This is a genomic window from Maribacter sp. 4G9, assembly GCF_002742265.1.
Classification (GTDB): domain Bacteria; phylum Bacteroidota; class Bacteroidia; order Flavobacteriales; family Flavobacteriaceae; genus Maribacter.
This window is the reverse complement of record NZ_MDGL01000006.1, coordinates 24,905-44,958: the sequence shown is the minus strand read 5'-3', so window position 1 is coordinate 44,958 and position 20,054 is coordinate 24,905. Positions and strand designations below refer to the sequence as shown.

The window sequence follows — 20,054 nt, the reverse complement described above, 5'->3', positions numbered from 1 at the left end:
CGAATTTAACGATTAAAAATAAAAAAAGCCACCCCTCTGGATGGCTTTTATTCATACTATTTTTAACGTTATTGTATAATTCCGGTACAACTCACACGGGCTCCGGCAGCACCGCTTGGCTGACTTGTGAAATCATCTGCCCCCTGGTGCACGATTACGGCCTTGCCTAAAATATTTTTGTTTTCGTCATCACATCCCATGCACCATTCTGAGGTTGAGAATTCAACGGTGGCGTTGCCTTCGGCATCTGCCATAAAATTGCCAATATCACCTTTGTGGTATCCTTCGCTGGCACCCCATTTACCATGTGGTTCATTGGTTGGGTTCCAGTGTCCCCCAGCCGATGTTCCATCTGCGGCGGAACAATCTGCGGTCTGGTGGATGTGGATGGCATGTTCCCCTTCGGACAGACCGGAGAAGGTTGCCATCATGTTGACTTCGCCATCCTCTTCGGTAAAGGTCACTTCCCCCTGTACGCCACTATCGCTCTTGGGCTCCATCATAAATTTAACGGTTTCTACTTCTTCCTCTTGAGTCATTTCCTCCATGGTCTCTTCCATTTCATCGGCAGCTTCATTGGACTCTTTTTTTACTTCTTTACAATTAATGACCGCGAATAAGGCAAGTACGGCCAAAGGAAATTTTATTACATTTTTCATGTCTCTTGGTTTTTGTTTTTCTTATTTGTTAAAATTAAGAAATTTCGGGCGCTATATGAACTCATACGCCAATCATTTTAGCAGTATTCCTAATAACAGTGTTATTTGGTATAAATCACACTATTTGAATAGCTTGCGCAAGTCGGGATTATAAAAAACGGCCACCTGTAATCGATCATAATTGACGGTCCTAAAATGATTTTTAAGATATCCGGCTTGAACGCTTAGGTTATGGGTCACATTGAGTCCGACCGCTGCATACAACCGGTTTTGATCAAATGCCTCGTTTTGTAGATTGATGAAAATTTCATCGTAGAAATTCAAAAAGAAAATATCCGTCAAGGGCACGGTCATTTGCAACCGGTATCGGGCGCGGTGCTCTGTTCTACCTAAATCCTGCTCGGGATCACTCAAAATATTTGTTTGGGAGATAAATCGCTGCTCTAGCCGGTACCGATGTTCAAACAATAATTCCCAAACCTTATTTTTAAGAATAAACTGTTCAAAGATGCGATGCTCCCTTGCATTCGCCCTTTTTGGATTTTCAGGGAAAGTACCATCCGTTTCAATATAGGCGTACCCGGCCGTTGCTATGGAATTGGGATCAATATGATAGTTTAACCCGGTACGCAAAAGGAGTTGGTTAAAATTCTTGGCCTGCTCGTAATATCGAAGCTGTGCTTCGGTGTGGATGCTCCATTTGTCGGCTATATGGTTGGTTCCAAAGTACATGTGCCAGCTTCCCAATTTGTCCTCCCCATTTTCTTGTGCCTGTACCGCAATGGAAATTAGGGTAAATACTGCTAAAAGTAATCTCCTCATATGTTGTAAAATACCTTTTGTTTTAATTTTTTAAATAGCATGATTAATAGACCTTTATTTTATAAATCGCTTTCCATGGTTTCTCCGTCTTCAATGGGCGTTCCTTTATCTCCCTTTAAATGGACATCCAAAAATTGAAGCACCCTGCTATACGCCTCTATCTGGTTTTCCTTTTTTACGAATCCGTGTCCTTCGTCCTCAAAAAGTACGTATTCTACAGGAACCCCATTTTTTTTGACCCCGGCAACAATCTCGTCCGACTCTACCTAGAGGACCCTAGGATCTTTTGAGCCTTGCAACACTATTAAAGGCTTGGTAACCTTGTCCGTATGGAACAAGGGCGAAATGGCCTTGAGACGTACGGAATCCGCACTATTGGGATCACCCAATTCCAAATACAGCGCATCCTTAAAGGATTCCCACCAGGGCGGTATACTTCGTAAAGTCCTGATCCAGTTGGTGACGCCAAAAAGATTCACGCCTACCGCAAATTCCTCTGGAGTATAGGTCAATGCGGCCATCGTCATATACCCCCCGTAGGAACCTCCAATAATTCCTATTTTTTCGGCATCTATTTCCGGTTGGGTGGCCAGCCAATTTTTGCCTTCCACACAGTCCTTAAGATCCTTATCGCCATGGTTTAGGTCGTCCATTTTATAAAAGGATTTTCCATAGCCACTACTTCCACGGTTGTTCACGGCCAAAACGGCATATCCATGATTGACCAAATATTGGATAAAAGAACTGAAATTTTGTCTGGATTGCCCTCCCGGACCTCCATGGACCCAAACCAAAGCTGGCACTTTGCTATCTGCCGAAGCCTGTTTCGGCTTGTAGTAAATGGCCGGAATTTCCAATCCGTCAAAGGATTTGTACCGAATTACTTCTGCCGTAACCAAGTCGTCCTGGTCTATTTCTGGATTTAGTACATGGGTCAATTGCTTGACTTCTTTGGTTTCCAAATTATAGACATATAAATTGCTCGGGGTTTGTGAGCCTCCTGCATACAAACGCATCCATTTTTCATCATCGGAGAAACCTACATTGGTGATATCCATATTGGGGAAGGAGGGAAGTTCAATGTTTTTCCCCGTGGACGTTTCCATCACCTCAATGGTATTCTTTGCATCTTCGTTGATATACGTTACTTGATAGGTGCCATTTTCAGTAAAATAGCTTCCCATAATATCCCAATCCCGCTCCATGACCTTGGTTCGTTCTCCGGTCGCAATATCGTATTTCATCAAATAGGAAAATTCGTTGCCCAAATCGGTTGTATAGTAAAGGACACTATTGTCCGGTGAAAAATCCTGACTACTATTCGCACTTTGTTCAGTATTGATCTGGGTTTGGGTCTTGGCCTGTAAATCATATAAAAACAGGTTAGAATCGTTGGTGTTTATGGATTTTGAGAGCGAAAGATATTTTTTGTCGTCGCTTAAATTCCCAATATCGTACCCTTCATCATTTTTATAAATCAGTTTTGGTGTATAGTCCAGAAAATCCATCTGGTACAAGTCCATAAATCGCGAATCCCTTTTGTTGGAAGTAAAAAAGAAACTTTTCTTGTCCTCCGCCCAAGAATGGAAGCCGGCCCTAGCCCCTTCATCCGGGGTAAGATCGGTAACGCTGCCATTGAGGTTTCTAATGAATATGTGATAGATTTCATCACCATTACCATCCATGCTAAAGAGCATGCGCTCATCTTTCGGGAAATAGGAAATAGCGAATACCGAAGAACTGTCAGATTGGGTTATGGGCATCATTTCACCTCCATCCACGGGAACGGTATACATATTATAAATCCCGGAGCGGTTGCTGGAAATTAGAAGTTTAGAATTGTCCGGCGAAAAACTTCCGCCACTTATGGCCTCGTTATCCATCATTTGTTCAATGGTGTAGGACTTTATCTGTTGGGTTTGGACGGTTTCCTTTGGTTCGTTTTTGCAGCTCCAAATGAGCGATGCAACTACAAAAAGCAATACAATTCTTTTCATGGGATGTGTTTTTTAGGTTGATGAACAAAATGTTTTAAGCATAAGAGGCTATTAATTTAATAGACTTGTTTAAAGATAAGGGAAAAGTGTGGGAGCGCGAACCGGAACCTTGTTGAACTTAGCTTTATCAGGAAAAAGAAAATTACCAAGGGGACTATTTTTTCTCAAATATCCCAAAAAGCTCGTTTCCTTGTCGTTGCGGAATGGAGTTGTAGCACGATTCAAAAGTGATGGTTTTAAAATAAGGTTCCAAATAGCTGAGGTATAGCTCCTTATTTCCACCAAAAGGTCGTTTTTCCATATTGCCCGTCAGGGGAAAATTAAACCAGACCCCGGCCAAAATTCCTTTGGGTTTTAGCAATCGATGCATTTGCCTCGCATAATTGCTTCGGTTCTCATCGGTAGGAACAAGGGAGCAAAAGAAGGTCTGCTCCAGAATCAAATCATATGCTCCTTTGTGCGTAAAAAAATCCTCGTTTAAAAGCTGAGCTTCGGGAAAATGCGGGTTTCTTTTTTTGAAACTTTTCAGTGGCACATCAGCAATATCCAACACATGAACGTTTTTAAATCCTTGCCCATACAGATATTCGGCCTCATAGGCATTGCCAGCACCGGGTATTAGAATGGCTATTTGTTTATCATTCAGTTGATCGGCAAATTCCTTGATAGGCGTGGAAGGATAGCCAATGTTCCAGCCGGTTTCACCGGTTTCATAGCGTTGGTCCCAATAGGTCTTTTCATCCATGGTATAGCGTTATTGGATGCTAAAGTAGGAACAATTTGCAAAGCCATCCTGGATTCTCTGCCGGATATACAAATTTTGATTCCGTTCATACACTTTTTACTTATCTTGGCGCGATTAAATTCCAAGCATGAAAAACCATCTGTCCTTTTTTATTTTATCGTTCGTTTTTACCCTAGGTGCAGTCGCTCAAGAGCATCCTAAATGGCTTCGCTATCCCGCCATATCACCAGACGGCAATACCATCGCCTTTACCTATAAAGGGGATATTTACAGGGTGCCCAAGAACGGTGGTGTGGCCCAACAGCTCACCTTTCATAAGGCCCATGATTACAATGTGGTTTGGAGCAAGGATGGGGACTCTTTGGCCTTTGCCTCGAACCGCTTTGGGAATTTTGATGTGTATGTCATGGACGCCAAAGGGGGTGAGGCAACCCGGTTAACCTTCCATAGCAATGATGAGACACCTTATTCGTTTTCTGCGGATGATTAGAGTGTGATTTTTGGAGCGGCAAGACAGGATGATGTACAACATCGCCAATATCCTTTGAGTCGGCAACCGGAACTGTACAGCGTGCCGGTTACCGCAGGTCGGGTGTCCCAAGTCCTCACCGTTCCCGCGGAGGATGTGCAGGTACATACGGATGGCACCCAAATGATTTACCATGATAAAAAGGGTTTTGAGGATACGTTCAGAAAACACCATACATCGGCCATAACAAGGGATATTTGGAAATATGATACGAAGAGCGGTGAACATACCATGCTTACCACTTTTAAAGGGGAAGACCGTAATCCCGTCTTTGGTGCGGACGGTAAATCCACATACTATTTGAGCGAGGCGAGTGGCACCTTTAATGTGCATAAACTTAATTTGGAGAACCCCGTATCCAACGAGCAGCTGACCGAGTTTAAAACGCATCCTGTACGTTTCTTGAGCATTGGAAACGGAACCATGGCCTTTAGTTACGATGGGGAACTCTATTCTTTTGAGGAAGGCAGCGAACCGCAAAAAGTGGATATCATAGTCCGTACACAATCGGCGGATAATACCGTGGAATATGTGTCCGTCAACGGCGGGGTTAGGGAAATGGATATTTCGCCCAACGGAAAGGAAATCGCCTTTATTAGCCGTGGGGAGGTTTTTTCCACATCGGTAGATGGTAGTATGACCAAACGGCTCACCAATACACCGGAGCAGGAACGTTTTGTGAAATTCTCGTCGGATGGTAATGCGATTGCATACGCCAGCGAGCGAGATGGAAAATGGTCCATTTTTAAGACCGTTAAGCAACGTAAGGAAGAGCCCTACTTTTTTGCATCTACCTTGGTTCGGGAAGATACCTTGGTAACCGACAGTACTGATATATATCTACCAGAATTTTCACCCGATGGTAACCTGATAGCCTATATTGAAGGTCGTAGAACCTTGAAAGTCAAAAATTTAAAAACAAATGAAACAGTAACCCTGTTGACGCCCAAGGAATTGTACCATTTCTCGGACGGCGACAAATACTACCAATGGAGTCCGGATAGTAAATGGCTTTTGGTGGATTGGGGCGTATCCTTGAGCAACAGTGAGATTTTACTGATTTCCGCAGATGGGAAGACCCGAAAAAACCTCACCGAAAGCGGGTATTACGACATGCAGCCCAAATGGATAGGGGAGGGCAATCAAATTATTTGGTTTAGCAACAGAAACGGACTTAAAAGTTATGCCACCAGTGGGCAGTCGGAATTTGATGTGTATACCATGTTCCTAACCCAAGATGCTTGGGATCAATTCAATCTGTCCAAAGAGGAATACGATTTAATGAAATTGATCGAGGAAGGCGATAAAAAGGATGAGGATAAGGCGGAGGACAAGGACGATACCAAGAAAAAGAAAAAGGATGCGGAAAAGAAGGAGGAACCCGTAAAGCCTTTGAAATTCGATTTGAATGGTACAGAAGACCGTAAGACCCGACTCACCATACACTCCTCCAAATTAAGCGATGCCGTGTTGTCCAAGGATGGGAAAAAACTGTATTACCTGACCCGTTTTGAGGAGGACCTAGACCTTTGGGAAACTGAAATACGGACGAAGGAGACCAAAAAATTGGTAACGTTGGGGGCCAAAAGCGGCAGTCTACAATGGGACAAAAAGCAGGAAAACCTGTATTTGATGGCCGATGGAAGCATCGCTAAAATTGACGTAAAGGCCGGAAAGAAGGAGCCGGTAAAGCTAAAATCAGAAATGGTATTGGATGCCGATGCGGAACGTAGGTATATGTTCGATCATATTTGGTTGCGCACCAATGGTATTTTCTACCATTCCAACTTCCATGGAATTGATTGGAAGGCCATGCGAACAGAATATGAGAAATACGTGCCCTACATTGGGAATGACTACGAGTTTGCGGAAATGATCTCGGAACTGTTGGGCGAGCTCAATGTGTCGCATGCCGGGGGCCGTTACAGCGATACTATCGATAATGGCGATGAAACCGCTTCCTTGGGTATTTTTATGGATTATGAACATACGGGCAACGGAATCAAAATTGCGGAAATCATTAAGGGCGGACCGTTGGACAAGGCCAATTTTAATCTAAAGCCAGGGATGATCATAGAAAAAATAAACGGGGAAACCATAGTGCCTGCAAGGGATGTGGCCAGTTACCTGAATAGGAAGAAAGGTGAATTCATGTTATTGGACCTTGTTGGTGACAACAATGTTCGCAAGCAGATTACCGTAAAGCCTATTTCCCTAAATGAGGAAGCCGGACTACTGTACGACCGTTGGGTGGAGATGAACGAAAAGGAAGTCAAGGAAAAGAGCAATGGCGCCCTGGGCTATGTCCATATTCCAGGAATGAGCGACGGACCGTACCGATCTATCTATGAGGAAATGATGGGCAAGTTTTTTGATAAAAAGGGCGTGATCGTGGATACCCGTTTTAACGGCGGTGGCGATTTGGTGGCCGATTTGGCCATGTTCTTTACCGGAGTGCCATTTTTATCCTACGAAACAGAGGACCGGGTCGTTGGGGGAGAACCTACCTCTAGATGGACCAAGCCAACCTTGGCCATGTATAATGAATCCATGTACAGTGATGGTTCCTGCTTTGCCAGTGGGTATACTGAATTAAAAATAGGGACAACGGTGGGAATGCCCGTTCCGGGGACCTGTAGCTTTGCCGGTTGGGAACGTTTGCCCAATGGCGGGGTTTGGGGCGTGGTGCCCGTTAGTGCCAAGAACAAGGCAGGGGAGTGGATGGAAAATAATGAGACCGACCCTGATATACTTGTCAAAAATCAACCTGAAGTTATAGCAAAGGGCCGTGATCAGCAACTGGAAAAATCCATTGAGGTTTTGATGGGACAGGTGAAGTAGGCTGGTGGCAATATAACAAAAACCGTTGTGGATTTTGAACCTGTCATTGTGACCAAAGGGTCAGTTCGAGTGATTTTTCGCAATGCAATGAAGAAAAATTGTATCGAGAACCTTTTTAAGGCCCAAAAGGTTCTCGATACACTTGATTTTCGATGAAAAAAATCGAAAATCAACCACTCGAACTGACATTTATATATATAATTTTTAAAGTGTACAACGGTTTAATATACTAGAATGTCCTTCTGATGACGCGCGTAGCAAGAAAGAATCCATTAAAATACTACCAAGCCTTAGGTTTGGTGCCATAATGAATGAATAAATAATTACGAACGTTCCAAACTAAAACTACGGTCATGAACCCATTGACGCACCTAATACCCATACAGGAATTGTTACAGGCGAACAACCTTCCCTTTGAAGATTTGGTAGAATCCAACGTGGTATTCATTACCAGGGAACAGGACGGAAAAATTATAGGGTGCATTGGCATTGAGAAATATGGAACCGATGGCTTGCTGCGTTCTCTGGCCGTTGCCGATTCCCACAAGGGCAAAGGCCTTGGAAAACAGTTGTTGAATGCCTTATGCACGAAGAGCAGGAAGGAGGGTATTCAGCGATTGCACCTGCTGACCACTACGGCCGATGCTTATTTTAAACGCTATGGTTTTCAGGTAAGGGAACGGTCTACCGCTCCCAAGGCCATTTCGAATACGAAGGAATTCTCCGAAATATGTCCCTCCAGTTCCATGTACATGGTGAAGGAACTTTAATTTAAAACAGTAGCCTAAGACCCCTACTTTTTGTCATCTTATGAAAAAAAATATTCTTACACTGATTTATATCGGTCTAATCTGCTTTTGTTCAGCACAAAAAAACTTGGTTGAAAATCAAATCATTAATTGCCAAAATGAAATTTACAAAGGCGTAAATTATGATTTGAAAAAAGCCATCAATGACTACGAAATCTTATTGATCGAAAGTAAACTTTTGCAGGACAATAGTGGTAAAAGTTACATTACACTATTAAATAGGATTCTTGCTAACAAAAATTTTCAAATTGACTCTTTGATTTCCTTTTATGATCTAGACCCTTGGTATAAAGTAAACGAATCCATTAAAACCCAAATTCAAGCCTGTGTGAATAATCAAGTGAACCATTCCACAAAATGGACAAGAATACTCACGGAGTTAGATTCAGTTGCAATAGAAGAAAACCAGCCTGACTCGACATTTAGAATCTTGCTGGACAACTTAATTGAGAGTGACTTTGAGTTATATTTTTACAAGTTAAAAACGTTTTTAGCGATTGAAATGATTAACTCAAAATTTGGGGATCGACAACCCCTTCCACCTATATTATCAGAGGATAATTAAACATTCCCAGGAAGAAAACACCTTGCTCGCTGCGCGTAGAGCGGGGGAGTAGCCTAAGACACGTATTTTTTTTGAGGGAAGAACCGTGGAACGAAGAATCTATTGCTAGTTCACTGCTCTCAACTAAGTCTTTTTGGATACTTTTTCGTCGATGGAAAAAGTATCGGAAAGAAAACCTGACCCTCCCCATTACGCCAAGGCGAAACACCCCTCCCTGACCAGGGAGGGGAACTTTTTTTTAAAAGAAATCCATGTAGCATAAATTGACGCTTGGGGAATAAACCGGCCTATTTTGGGATGCGTGACATTTCCCTTGTTTTGCATAAATTTGGTTATAATAACTTTCCTACCATGAAAAGAACCTTGGAAGTACAACGCATTGAATTCTCTAACGGAAAGTTTATGGCCACGCCCTTGGCTGGTTTGATTGTATGGTTCCTCATTGGTCTATGTGGTATCTTCTTTTCGCCTGTAGTCGCAGTTTGGTCAATCTTTATCGGTACTGGAAGCATAGTGTATCTGGGAATCTTCCTATCCAAATTTACGGGGGAGCATTTTTTGGACAAAAGCAAACCGAAAAATGAATTCGATGCGCTCTTTATGTTCACCGTTGCCCAAGCTGTACTGGTCTATTCCATAGCCATACCCTTTTTTCTGATAGACTATACCTCTTTACCATTGAGCGTAGGCATTTTAACGGGCCTTATGTGGCTGCCCTTTTCCTGGATAGTAAAGCATTGGGTGGGTATCTTTCACACGGCGACCAGAACTGCGGTAGTGTTGGCCCTATGGTATCTTTTGCCCGAATATCGTTTTGTGGCCATTCCCTTTGCCATTGTCCTCATCTATGTTTTCACGTTGGTCATTTTAAATAGGAGACCTAGAACGAATGTTGAAACGGATCACTAATTCATTTTCCGCTGTGACTTATCGTAAGACATAATGTACTGTAACGATAGTGCCTTTGTCAATCCCTACAGGTTGGCGCAACCATACGTTTTTTTCAATTATTTTTAGATTAAAGGGCGGGGCCAATAAATCCACCCCACTTTGCTTTTTCAATCGGATGCCTTGACCGGAAATGATATCCAGATTGGGGACAAAATCGCCTTCCGGGAGGTGTTCGGTCACGATGATATGCTTGTAGGTTGATAGCTTTTGTGCAATGTGTTGGACTTCGGTGTTGGATACATGCTGAAGCACTTGCCTTAAAATGGCACAATCGGCCTGCGGAAGCTCATCTTGGGCAATGTCCAGACATTGAAAACGTATGTTGTCGCTCGCAAAGGTATTTTGATGGTGGTCGATGAGGTTTTCTACAATATCTACACCGATGTATTTTTTGGTATACGGAGCTAACTGCTTTCCTACATTAAAATCGCCACAGCCCAGATCACAAACCGTTAATGGGGTTTCAAAGGACTTTAAAAACCGAGAAACGACGGTTGCATAGGGTTTTACCAAATTAGGGTCATGCGAACCCTCACCCGAATAAAACATATGGTGGTCACCGCCCCATAGGTGCTGTTCGTAAATCTGTTCCATGGCGGCCTTGGTGGGCCAGGGTTTTTTAGGTTTTTTGGTGGCCATGCAAGGTTTTTAGTTGTTCGTTGTTCCCTTCGACTACGCTCAGGGCAGGCGTTGTTCGTTTTTTTTAAATTCTTTACTTCCCTTAATTTCTCGAATCTAACATCTAACATCCAGGCCCTCACTTTCTACTTTTAACTTTTCATTCTTCATTCTACATTTTTCACTTTTCACTTTTCACTTTTCACTTTTCATTTTTCACTTTTCATTGTTCACTTTTCACTTTTAATTTTTCACTTATAGATAACGCCGTCCTTCATCACAAACACCGTTTCCCGCATTGTTTTTATGTCTTTTAGCGGATTGCCCTTCACCGCAATGACATCGGCCAAAAATCCTTTTTTTAATTGTCCTAATTGATCCAAGTGGAACATGGCGGCATTACCACTGGTCGCAGAAACCAATACATCTTTTGACTGCATCCCATAATCGACCATCAATTCCATCTCCCGATAGTTTTCTCCATGGGTAAACACACCCACATCCCCACCAAAAACGATTTGTACCCCTGATTCAAGGGCTAACTTAAAGGATTGTTTTTTTTGGGTAATACGTTCCGGTTCGGGGTCCTTCTCTTTGTTCCATCCGCGATATTGGGTAATGGCGTCCCCGGCAGCCAGGGTAGGGCAAAGGCCAATGCCTTTTTCCTTCATCATGGTGAAAATTTCCAAGGTTCCTCCATCGCCGTGCTCAATGGTTTCCACACCACCCAGAATGGCCCGTTTCATACCTTCCGGTGTACTGGCGTGCGCTACCACATATTTTCCCGCACTTTCGGCAGTTTCAACCATGGCATCGATTTCTTCCTGTAAAAAGGTAGGCTGGGAATCCGCTCCAGGCGTCCAGCGGTAGTCGGCATATATTTTTATCAGGTCGGCACCGTTGCCCATTTGGGTTCTTACGGTTTTTATAGCCTCTTCTTTTCCGCTAACGGGCTCCGCTCCCAAGGGAACCGTGACACCGTCGTGAAAGCCTTTGGGCCCGTATGCCCCTGTGGCCACGATGGCGGGACCTGCGACCAATAATCTTGGGCCTACAATGATGCCGTCCTCAATAGTCTTTTTTAAATAGACATCGGTATATCCAGCACCTTCCGCGCCCAAATCGCGCATGGTCGTGATACCGGCCATTAAGGAATTTTTGGCATGTACGGAACCCCGTATGGCACGCTCAACGGGCGATTCCTTGAGTACCTGGTCGTTCCAATCCGTTTCATTATAGGGATGCAATAAAAGATGGGAATGTCCTTCGATAATACCAGGCATTAAGGTGGTTCCTGCCAAATCGATTTCTTGGGTCCCCTTGGGCTTTTTGAGGCCGCTCAATGCACCAGAATAGCTTATTGTATTGCCTTCCACCAATACCACCCAATTTTCATGGATATCGGTCCCGTCAAATACACGGTCGGGTTTTAAAAGGATTTGGCTATAGCTAGTACTACAAAAAAATAAGAATAGAACGGACCAGTTTTTTATGGATTTAATTGTTCGCGGCATGTTGTGCAATTTCATTTAGTTTTTCCTGAATCATTTCCTTGGACAAGAACTGTCCTTTCACGATAACACCTTCGTTATGGTGTAAGGTGGATAGCTTTTCCAAGGGATTTTCATTTAGCAGAATCAAATCGGCCGACAAACCCTCCTTAATTTCACCATATTGATCCCCGGCATTAAAAAATGTAGCCGGATTGATGGTCCCTGCCTGTATAATTTCCAAAGGGGTCATTCCGGCACCTAGCATTCCCGCAATCTCATGTTGTATGGAAAAGCCCGGGACGTTGAACAATTGAGGGGCATCAGAACCTAGGAGAATTCCCTGTCCGTTTTCCTGTAATTTTTTAATGAGTTTTTTACGGATGGCGTCAAACTGCTGCCACTGTACTTCCGTAAAATTTTCATCCTCCATGTAGCTATTCTTGGTATTCCGCCAATTCTCCAAGGTAGTTTTGGGCATGTATTTCATTTCGGGCTGACTGAGTAATTCATCCGCTGAAATTGGGGCGAACCATCGTTTAAAAAGGCTTTGGGTGGGTACGATCCAAACTTTGTTTGCTTTGGAAAGCGTAACCAGCTCGTCAATTTTGGTGGTATCGGCAAGTGGGGTAAACGCATATCCAAAGAATCCATTATCGCTAGGATTTACATTCGCAGATTCCGGAACGAGTCCCTCTAAAAATCCGTCCACATGATCAATGGAGGCATACTTACTTTCCAAGGCATGGCGAATACCAACATCTACCGGAACGTGGCCGGCAAAAGGAATACCTACACTGTTGGCGGTCTCCACCACTTGGTCAAACACCTCCCGTTGAATCCCTGGATGTATCTTTAAAAAATCGTAACCGTCTTTTTGATATTGCGTTACCTTTTCAATGGCTTCCTCTTTTGAGGTTACGGAGTTCCCATTTAAAGAAGGACTTGAAGTATAAATTCTGGGACTCAGTAAATTTCCATTAGCCGCCTTTTCCCTTAATTCCAAGTGTATCGGATTTCCAAGCATTCCACGAATAGTCGTTACGCCTTTCGACAGGTACAAAAACAAGGTTTCGTTTATTCGCTCCTCACCGACTTCAGGAGGGGGGATGTGCGCATGCATTTCTGCGAGACCGGGCATCAGGTATTTTCCGGACCCATTGATCACTGTTTTAAAAAATGAGGTGTCCACGGCTTTTTGGGAGATGGAACGTATCCGGCCTGAATCGATAACCACATAGCTATTTTTCAAAACCGAACCGTCCGTTACATCGATAATGGAAATATCGGTGATCAGGATATCCTTTTTGGTCTCGATTTGATTTCCATCGTTACAGGCAATCAAAAAAGTCAGAAATACAAATAAAAGTGTTGTTTTCATCTGTTTATTTTTATTGTTATTAATAGGTCAGATGCAATTATTCACACCATTTCATTTTGTTTACATAGGTGTTCATGAATCTTCGATTTCGCCAACAACCATTTACTCACGAAGCTTGTCTATTTTTAAAACAGGTGTTCGTGAACCCTTGGTTTCAGTGGGTATCAAGACTTGTTATGGCTCATTTCATACCATTAATGGGTTAGTAGTTGTTCCAAGGATTCCTTGGTGAATTTTTCACCCTGTTTAAGCACCATAAAAATATTTTGGGTGTTCTGAATATTTTCCAGGGGATTGTTATCCAAAATCACGATATCGGCCACTTTGCCGGATTCCAAGGTTCCGTAGTCCGACTTTTGCTTTAGAAATTCGGCCCCATTATAGGCCGAAGCCTTTAGGGCATCCAATGGAGATATGCCCGCATCTACCATGGCCTCCATTTCCTTGTGGAGGGATATTCCGGGATAGGTATAGCTATTAAAAGCCCCGCTATCAGAACCTGCCAATAGGGAAACCCCATTTTGGTTTAGGGTCAATGCCAATTTTTTGAAAAAGGTGTCCAGTTCCTTTCGGTCCTGTATCGCCTTTTCAGAAGCATTTTTGGCCCGATTGATGCGCCCTTCATAGGTCTTGATAATGCCGGGAGCCATATATTTTAAATATGCATCCTCGCTATGGTCCACCTCGTCCAAATAGCTCAGGGTATGCCCAATATGCAATGTAGGCACCACAAATACATTTTTTTGCTTTAGGTGTTCAAATGTTTGCTTGGCCACAGAATCATCATAAGTAGATTGTAGTATCGGCATGGCATCCCAAAAACCCATCTTATTGTCTTGAAGTTGTTCGGTAACTACATCTTCTTGTGAAGAACAACCTTTCATGATGTAATATAGATGTTCCACGGCATCGATTCCTGCATCTATGGTGGATTCCAACGTAGCGGTAAAGGGCATGTGTCCCGAGGTAATCAATCCTCTTTTTTCCGCAGCGCGAATCGTGTTGAGGTAGTTTTCCCCGGAAATCTTACTGTCGTAGATTTTGACAAAATCGGTTGGGATGGACTGCAGGGAATCCAATGCCTCTTCTATATCTGCCTCGTTTTCCACTTCCAAGGAACCCGCCCAAGTTGCCCCGGGGCCATCTATTTTAGGCCCTGATGTAAAAATGGTGGGTCCAACCATATCATCGTTTTCAATAGCCTTTTTCCATTGCATGACGGATGTGGTCAGGTCGCCACCGGCATCACGTACGGTAGTGATTCCATTGGCGATGAAAAGTCCTAAAAAACGTTTGTTGGCTTCAATTAGGGAGTCACCCCCGCGAAAATGTACGTGGTTGTCCCAAAATCCGGGTAAAATGAATTTTCCCGTGGCATCTACCACATTTTTTGCGGTGGAGTTTTCATCGGCTTTATCATAGGACACTTTGGCAATTTGTCCATCGGAAATATAAATATCACCCACGTTGACGGAGCCATCTTCCAGGTTAATGATATTCCCTCCCGTTAAAAGGGTATCATAGGAAACCCTTTTTTCTGATTCACAGTTTATCAACAGCAAAAACAACATTCCGATACCTAAAAGGGAAAATCCGTATCTCATCAGTTAAAAAATAAATTGAGTACGGAAGGTAAAAAGAATTACCGATTCAGTAATTGCCTGATCAGGATAAATATAAATATCATGATGGAATAGCCTATGAAAAAGGGAATGATATACTGCTGCCAGCCCAACGTAAACATGAGACCGATGAGCAATAGTTGAAAGCCCAATCCAAATGACGAAACCCCGGTCATTAACCAATTTGGAAAGACTTTGCCTTTGGCGGCGTTTTTATCCAATCTATAGATAATGGAATCAAAAGTACCATAGCACAAGGAATATATCTTAAACATGGAGTTTACCGTTTTCTGACTTTCCCCTTTAAGCGCATTGGGGCTTTTATTTTCAAAAACCCTACTCGTGGTATCCCCATTGTGTCTATTTCGTAAAATGACATAGTAGTAATTGTAGAGGGTGCCCTGCAATTGCAGGCACAAAAAGGATATTACTGTAAGCAGTAAAGAACCATCGGTGATATACCAGATAGTCAAGAACAAAATCAGGTTCAAAATAATATCCGATATAGAATCCAAATATCTTCCGGTATGTGAAGGCGTATTTTTAGCCCTTGCCAATTCTCCATCGGCTGCATCTAAAATTGATTTTAGAATCAAAAACAGCAACGCCAATCCGTAGTATTCATTGAGAAGGAGTAAAATTGCGGTTAAACCGCTTACAACGAATGCAACCGTAATATGAATAGGGGTTAGAGCTGTGGTTTTTAGTACTTGGACCAGTTGAAAGGCTACTGATCTTCCGTAATCCGATAGATCGAAAAAACGGTGTTCTTCAGGTAATTTGGACATTTGACTGGCAATTGCTTGAAATAACAATAACGGGAACACGCTAGCTTGTCATACCAAACAACTACCGGGCAAAAATAGGCCTTTATTCAGTTTAATTGGTACAATCCAAGGGCTTTTATGAGAAAAGTAGATGGTGTTACCTTCCACCCCCGTTTCTATATTTATTAATTTCATGGCAATGTTGTATTATTTCGCTGATGCGCTTTTGTCTTGTTTCTTCACGCTTTGCCTGATTCAACCAATAGAGATAACTCTTTTGTTGCCCTCTGGTGAAGTTTTGGAAGTTTTTGAAAGCATTTTTGTTATTATTGAAGGCAGACTGTAGATCATCGGGTATCTTTCCGTCTTCTACGTCGTCCAGGGCACTCCATGACCCGTTCTCTTTGGCGATACGGATTGCCTTAAGTCCGGTTGTATGCATCAATCCTTCTGCCTTAAGCTTTTTTATGTAATCCTTATTGACCCTGCTCCAAACGCTTTTGGGTTTCCTCGGACAGAAGTATTGTCTTCTTTTACCATCTCCCAAACTTTTTACGGTACTATCGATCCATCCGTAACAAAGGGCCACTTTTACCGCTTCCTCCCAGCGCATACTGTCGTTGGCATGTGCAACCTTGAAAAATATCAAGTAAATGCCGGAATGCTTATCATGGTTGATGTGCAACCATTCCCTAAATTCCGTATCATTTTTGAAATAGAGCTCTGGTATTTTTGACATATAATCTTTTTTCAGTGTTAAATTGTGTTTAAAATACAATTTTAGTCCGTAAACAATTGGTGGATAAGCTTGCGAAACCTATTTTTGAGGCTTATTAAACCGACAAACAACAAAATTTACGTATGAAAAAAGTATTTAATGCGCTGCTCTTGGGCTTTGCGCTTATTATTGTCTCATGTGGTGGCAATAAACGTGAAGGGGAACCTAAGGTCTTGGTATTCTCCAAAACCATGGGTTTTAAACACGCATCCATACCCGCAGGAATTGCCGCATTGCAAAAGATGGGACAAGAAAACGGTTTTGCCGTTGATACGACCAAAAATGCGGAAATGTTTACGGATGATAACCTAAAACAATATTCTGCGGTTGTTTTCTTAAGCACTACAGGTAATGTTCTAGATCAATTCCAAGAAGCTGCTTTTGAACGTTATATCCAAGCAGGTGGTGGCTATGTGGGTATACATGCCGCTGCGGATACGGAATATGATTGGGGTTGGTACAACGATCTTGCGGGTGCCCAGTTCTTGAGCCACCCCAGGGGGACTCCCAATGCAGATTTCATTATCAAGGACAAAAACTTTATCGCTACTGAGTTTTTTAAGGATAGCGTTTGGAACAGGGACGATGAGCTTTATAATTATAAAAATATAAATCCGGATGTAAACGTAGTGATGACGCTGGATGAATCTACCTATGAAGGCGGTCAGAATGGGGATTTTCACCCTATTGCTTGGTACCACGATTTTGATGGAGGCCGTGCGTTTTATACGGGGGGCGGACATACGGATGAGAGCTTTTCTGAAGATTTGTTTTTAAAACATGTTTTGGGCGGAATCAAATATGCCATAGGGGAAAATGAAGTGTTGGATTATTCCAAGGTAAAATCACAAATCCCGCCGGATACGGATAGGTTCTCCAAGTTGGTACTTTCTGAAGGTCAGTTTTTTGAACCAACGGAAATGGCCGTTTTGCCCAATAACGATGTGCTGATTGCACAAAGAAGGGGCGAAATCGTGCTTTATAATGATGAGACCCAAGAATTAAAGGAAGTTGCCAAATTGGATGTTTATTGGAAAACCTTGGAAACCCCTGGCGTTAATGCTGAGGAAGGTGTCATGGGTTTACAGAAAGATCCTGATTATGCCAATAACAACTGGATTTATGTGTATTATGCACCTACTGGCGATAAATGGGTAAATCGCTTATCCCGATTAAAGTATGCCGATGGTAATTTTGATCTAGGTTCAGAGCAAGTTATATTGGAAGTAGACAGTCAAAGGGAAATTTGTTGCCATACGGGTGGCTCCATTGCCTTTGGCCCTGATAACCTTTTATATCTTTCTACGGGAGACAATTCCACACCTTTCAATGAACGTGGTGAAAAATATGTGAACAACGGTTTTGCGCCATTGAACGATACGCCAGGGCATGAGCAGTACGATGCCAGAAGGAGTTCAGGCAACACTAATGACCTTCGTGGAAAAATCCTAAGGATAAAGGTTAACGAAGACGGTAGCTATGACATTCCCGAAGGGAACCTTTTCCCTGTGGGAACTGAAAAAACAAGACCGGAAATTTATACCATGGGTCATAGAAACCCCTATAGGATTTCCGTGGACGTAAAACGCGGCTACGTGTATTGGGGCGATGTGGGACCCGATGCTAGGGCGGATAGCTTGGAAACCAGGGGGCCAAGAGGATATGATGAAATGAACCAGGCACGTAAGCCCGGTAACTTTGGTTGGCCATTGTTCATTGGGGACAACTATGCCTACAAGGAATACAATTATGAAACGGGTGAGTCCGGGGAGGCATTTGATCCACAAAAACCGATGAATACCTCAAGGAACAATACAGGGTTGACTGAATTGCCACCGGCAATGCCAGCTTATGTTTTCTATCCTTATGATGAATCCAGTCAGTTTCCACAGACTACAACTGGTGGACGAAACGCCATGGCGGGTCCCACCTATTATTCTGATTTGTATACAGGCCAGGACAAATTGCCTGACTATTATGATGGTAAAGTGATTATCTATGATTGGATGCGTGGCTGGATGTTCGCGGTACATTTGAAGGAAGATGGTAGTTTTAATAAAATGGAACCCTTTGCGCCGGAAGTGAAATTGAACAACCTTATAGATATGGAGATGGGCCCAGATGGAAGGGTATACCTTTTGGAGTACGGTAGTGGTTGGTTTTCCCAAAATGCCAACTCAGGGTTGTCCTATATTGAATTCAATGGTGGAAACAGACCTCCTGTCATTGATGATATGATTGTTGAGACTACAGCGGGAAAAACACCGCTTGCCATTAGTGCTTCCGTGGTTGCCAAAGACAGGGAAGGGGACAACATAACCTATACGTGGGACTTTGGTAACGGAGAAACCAAGGAAACTACGGAACCCAATGTTAGCTACACCTATGCAGATGCCGGGTCGTATAATTTGAGCGTTACCGTTGCAGATGACAAAGGAGAATCCGCAGTGAGTGAAAGTACCGGAATTGTTGCCGGTAATTCCAGACCTGAGGTAACCATCAATCTGAATGGAGGTACTCCGGCCTTTTATTTACCTGGTCAAAAAATAGCGTATGAGGTGAGTGTAACCGACCCTGATGGTGGAACAGTGGATGAAAGTAATGTCTTCGTGAGTGTGGACTATCTGGAAGGGATGGACAAAGTGGCCATGAATTTGGGGCACCAACAAGTATCGGCCGCAGTTACAGGAAAGGCCCTTGCGCAGTCCATGGATTGTAAGACCTGTCATAAGGAAGCGGAAGCATCCATAGGTCCAAACTATATGGACGTTGCCCAAAAATATAAGAATAGAAGGGATGCCATGAGTTATTTACAGACACGGATAAAAACCGGAGGTAACGGTGTTTGGGGCGAGGTAACCATGCCCGCGCACCCTAAAATCACCAGTGACGAAACAAGACAGATAGCCTTGTATATCCTGTCCTTGGCAGGAGACCAAAAAGTGCAAAAGTCACTTCCATTAAAGGGTACTATCGCAGCAGAAGCTTCGGCTCCTGGGAATATGTTGGTGCTGACCGCCAGTTACACGGATGATGGTGCCGAAGGTACTATTCCATTGACAGGCTCCAATTCCGTCGCTATTCCAAGTAGCACTATCCAGCTGACCGAAGATATGAAAACTAGCAATATGCAGGCCATGACCTTTGGTGGAATGAACCTAATGTTGATGAACAGTGCTTCAGGATGGTTGGAGTTGGCAAGTATTTCGCTTAAAGGTGTAAATTCCTTAACCTTGAATGCGGGTTGGCAGAGTCCCCCACAACTGAGTTATACCTTTCAAATTCATGAAAATACGCCAGAAGGTCCCATCGTTGGCGAGGCTATTATGCCCGCACAATCCGGCGGACAAGGAACACAGATAGATATTCCTATTTCTGGAGTCTCTGGTGATGGACCTTATTATGTTACCTATAAAGCGGAGGAAGGCAAGGAGGTCTCTCCGGTCGCCCTTACGGGTGCTATGTTCAAATAGGTTAGAG

Annotated in this window: 15 protein-coding genes and 1 pseudogene; 6 read left to right on the top strand and 10 right to left on the bottom strand. The window is 43.2% G+C overall.

Features of this window, described 5'->3' with window-relative positions:
- Positions 1 to 68: 68 nt before the first annotated feature.
- From BFP75_RS00525 to BFP75_RS00510, 4 genes and pseudogenes are all read right to left on the bottom strand, one after another.
- The gene (locus BFP75_RS00525) at positions 69 to 659 is read right to left on the bottom strand and encodes a superoxide dismutase family protein (RefSeq protein ID WP_099542605.1); all 591 of its coding nucleotides are present in this window, start codon (positions 657 to 659) and stop codon (positions 69 to 71) included.
- 120 nt (positions 660 to 779) lie between these two features.
- The gene (locus tag BFP75_RS00520) at positions 780 to 1,481 is read right to left on the bottom strand and encodes a DUF2490 domain-containing protein (protein WP_099542603.1); all 702 of its coding nucleotides are present in this window, start codon (positions 1,479 to 1,481) and stop codon (positions 780 to 782) included.
- A 59-nt stretch (positions 1,482 to 1,540) separates the two neighbouring features.
- Positions 1,541 to 3,244 (bottom strand): annotated as a pseudogene (locus BFP75_RS00515) (S9 family peptidase).
- A 388-nt stretch (positions 3,245 to 3,632) separates the two neighbouring features.
- The gene (locus BFP75_RS00510; protein ID WP_099542600.1) at positions 3,633 to 4,223 is read right to left on the bottom strand and encodes a methyltransferase domain-containing protein; all 591 of its coding nucleotides are present in this window, start codon (positions 4,221 to 4,223) and stop codon (positions 3,633 to 3,635) included.
- Positions 4,224 to 4,350: 127 nt separating this feature from the next.
- On the opposite strand from BFP75_RS00510, the gene BFP75_RS22215 reads away from it, so the two are divergent.
- From BFP75_RS22215 to BFP75_RS00490, 5 genes are all read left to right on the top strand, one after another.
- Positions 4,351 to 4,713 carry a hypothetical protein gene (locus BFP75_RS22215; RefSeq protein WP_240531650.1) on the top strand — a complete coding sequence of 121 codons (363 nt, stop codon included), beginning with the start codon at positions 4,351 to 4,353 and terminating at the stop codon, positions 4,711 to 4,713.
- 3 nt (positions 4,714 to 4,716) lie between these two features.
- Positions 4,717 to 7,593: a S41 family peptidase gene (locus BFP75_RS00505; RefSeq protein ID WP_240531649.1), complete on the top strand. Its 2,877-nt coding sequence runs from the start codon at positions 4,717 to 4,719 to the stop codon at positions 7,591 to 7,593.
- Positions 7,594 to 7,946: 353 nt separating this feature from the next.
- Complete coding sequence (gene arsN2 / locus BFP75_RS00500) at positions 7,947 to 8,363, top strand: arsenic resistance N-acetyltransferase ArsN2 (protein ID WP_099542599.1); 417 nt, start codon at positions 7,947 to 7,949, stop codon at positions 8,361 to 8,363.
- Positions 8,364 to 8,403: 40 nt separating this feature from the next.
- Positions 8,404 to 8,967, top strand: coding sequence for a hypothetical protein (locus BFP75_RS00495; protein ID WP_099542597.1), 564 nt, complete (start codon positions 8,404 to 8,406; stop codon positions 8,965 to 8,967).
- Between the two features lie 351 nt (positions 8,968 to 9,318).
- Entirely contained in the window at positions 9,319 to 9,876 is a 558-nt protein-coding gene (locus BFP75_RS00490) for a DUF7010 family protein (RefSeq protein ID WP_099542628.1), read from the top strand.
- 18 nt (positions 9,877 to 9,894) lie between these two features.
- Here BFP75_RS00490 and BFP75_RS00485 read toward each other — a convergent pair whose 3' ends face one another.
- The 6 genes from BFP75_RS00485 to BFP75_RS00460 all read right to left on the bottom strand — a co-directional run bounded on the left by BFP75_RS00485 (position 9,895) and on the right by BFP75_RS00460 (position 16,535).
- On the bottom strand, positions 9,895 to 10,557 hold the full coding sequence (locus tag BFP75_RS00485) for a class I SAM-dependent methyltransferase (protein ID WP_099542595.1): 663 nt from the start codon (positions 10,555 to 10,557) through the stop codon (positions 9,895 to 9,897).
- Positions 10,558 to 10,787: 230 nt separating this feature from the next.
- The gene (locus tag BFP75_RS00480; RefSeq protein WP_206073449.1) at positions 10,788 to 12,050 is read right to left on the bottom strand and encodes a metal-dependent hydrolase family protein; all 1,263 of its coding nucleotides are present in this window, start codon (positions 12,048 to 12,050) and stop codon (positions 10,788 to 10,790) included.
- Complete coding sequence (locus BFP75_RS00475) at positions 12,034 to 13,407, bottom strand: amidohydrolase family protein (protein ID WP_099542592.1); 1,374 nt, start codon at positions 13,405 to 13,407, stop codon at positions 12,034 to 12,036. The genes BFP75_RS00480 and BFP75_RS00475 overlap by 17 nt, the downstream gene beginning before the upstream one ends.
- Positions 13,408 to 13,601: 194 nt before the next feature.
- Positions 13,602 to 15,011 carry an amidohydrolase family protein gene (locus tag BFP75_RS00470; protein WP_099542590.1) on the bottom strand — a complete coding sequence of 470 codons (1,410 nt, stop codon included), beginning with the start codon at positions 15,009 to 15,011 and terminating at the stop codon, positions 13,602 to 13,604.
- Between the two features lie 38 nt (positions 15,012 to 15,049).
- Positions 15,050 to 15,817, bottom strand: coding sequence for a CDP-alcohol phosphatidyltransferase family protein (locus BFP75_RS00465; RefSeq protein WP_099542588.1), 768 nt, complete (start codon positions 15,815 to 15,817; stop codon positions 15,050 to 15,052).
- 136 nt (positions 15,818 to 15,953) lie between these two features.
- A complete protein-coding gene (locus BFP75_RS00460; RefSeq protein ID WP_099542585.1) occupies positions 15,954 to 16,535 on the bottom strand; it encodes a YdeI/OmpD-associated family protein in 582 nt (193 codons plus the stop codon).
- 122 nt (positions 16,536 to 16,657) lie between these two features.
- Between BFP75_RS00460 and BFP75_RS00455 the strand changes: the two genes are divergently transcribed.
- The gene (locus BFP75_RS00455; RefSeq protein WP_099542582.1) at positions 16,658 to 20,047 is read left to right on the top strand and encodes a ThuA domain-containing protein; all 3,390 of its coding nucleotides are present in this window, start codon (positions 16,658 to 16,660) and stop codon (positions 20,045 to 20,047) included.
- The last annotated feature ends 7 nt before the right edge of the window (positions 20,048 to 20,054 follow it).

Bases quoted from the DNA above. Each gene is read 5' to 3' on its own strand.
- BFP75_RS00460 (WP_099542585.1), bottom strand. From the start codon at position 16,535: ATGTCAAAAATACCAGAGCTCTATTTCAAAAATGATACGGAATTTAGG.
- BFP75_RS22215 (WP_240531650.1), top strand. From the start codon at position 4,351: ATGAAAAACCATCTGTCCTTTTTTATTTTATCGTTCGTTTTTACCCTA.
- BFP75_RS00485 (WP_099542595.1), bottom strand. From the start codon at position 10,557: ATGGCCACCAAAAAACCTAAAAAACCCTGGCCCACCAAGGCCGCCATG.
- BFP75_RS00525 (WP_099542605.1), bottom strand. From the start codon at position 659: ATGAAAAATGTAATAAAATTTCCTTTGGCCGTACTTGCCTTATTCGCG.
- BFP75_RS00475 (WP_099542592.1), bottom strand. From the start codon at position 13,407: ATGAAAACAACACTTTTATTTGTATTTCTGACTTTTTTGATTGCCTGT.
- arsN2 (WP_099542599.1), top strand. From the start codon at position 7,947: ATGAACCCATTGACGCACCTAATACCCATACAGGAATTGTTACAGGCG.
- BFP75_RS00480 (WP_206073449.1), bottom strand. From the start codon at position 12,050: ATGCCGCGAACAATTAAATCCATAAAAAACTGGTCCGTTCTATTCTTA.
- BFP75_RS00470 (WP_099542590.1), bottom strand. From the start codon at position 15,011: ATGAGATACGGATTTTCCCTTTTAGGTATCGGAATGTTGTTTTTGCTG.
- BFP75_RS00455 (WP_099542582.1), top strand. From the start codon at position 16,658: ATGAAAAAAGTATTTAATGCGCTGCTCTTGGGCTTTGCGCTTATTATT.
- BFP75_RS00465 (WP_099542588.1), bottom strand. From the start codon at position 15,817: ATGTCCAAATTACCTGAAGAACACCGTTTTTTCGATCTATCGGATTAC.
- BFP75_RS00520 (WP_099542603.1), bottom strand. From the start codon at position 1,481: ATGAGGAGATTACTTTTAGCAGTATTTACCCTAATTTCCATTGCGGTA.
- BFP75_RS00490 (WP_099542628.1), top strand. From the start codon at position 9,319: ATGAAAAGAACCTTGGAAGTACAACGCATTGAATTCTCTAACGGAAAG.
- BFP75_RS00510 (WP_099542600.1), bottom strand. From the start codon at position 4,223: ATGGATGAAAAGACCTATTGGGACCAACGCTATGAAACCGGTGAAACC.
- BFP75_RS00495 (WP_099542597.1), top strand. From the start codon at position 8,404: ATGAAAAAAAATATTCTTACACTGATTTATATCGGTCTAATCTGCTTT.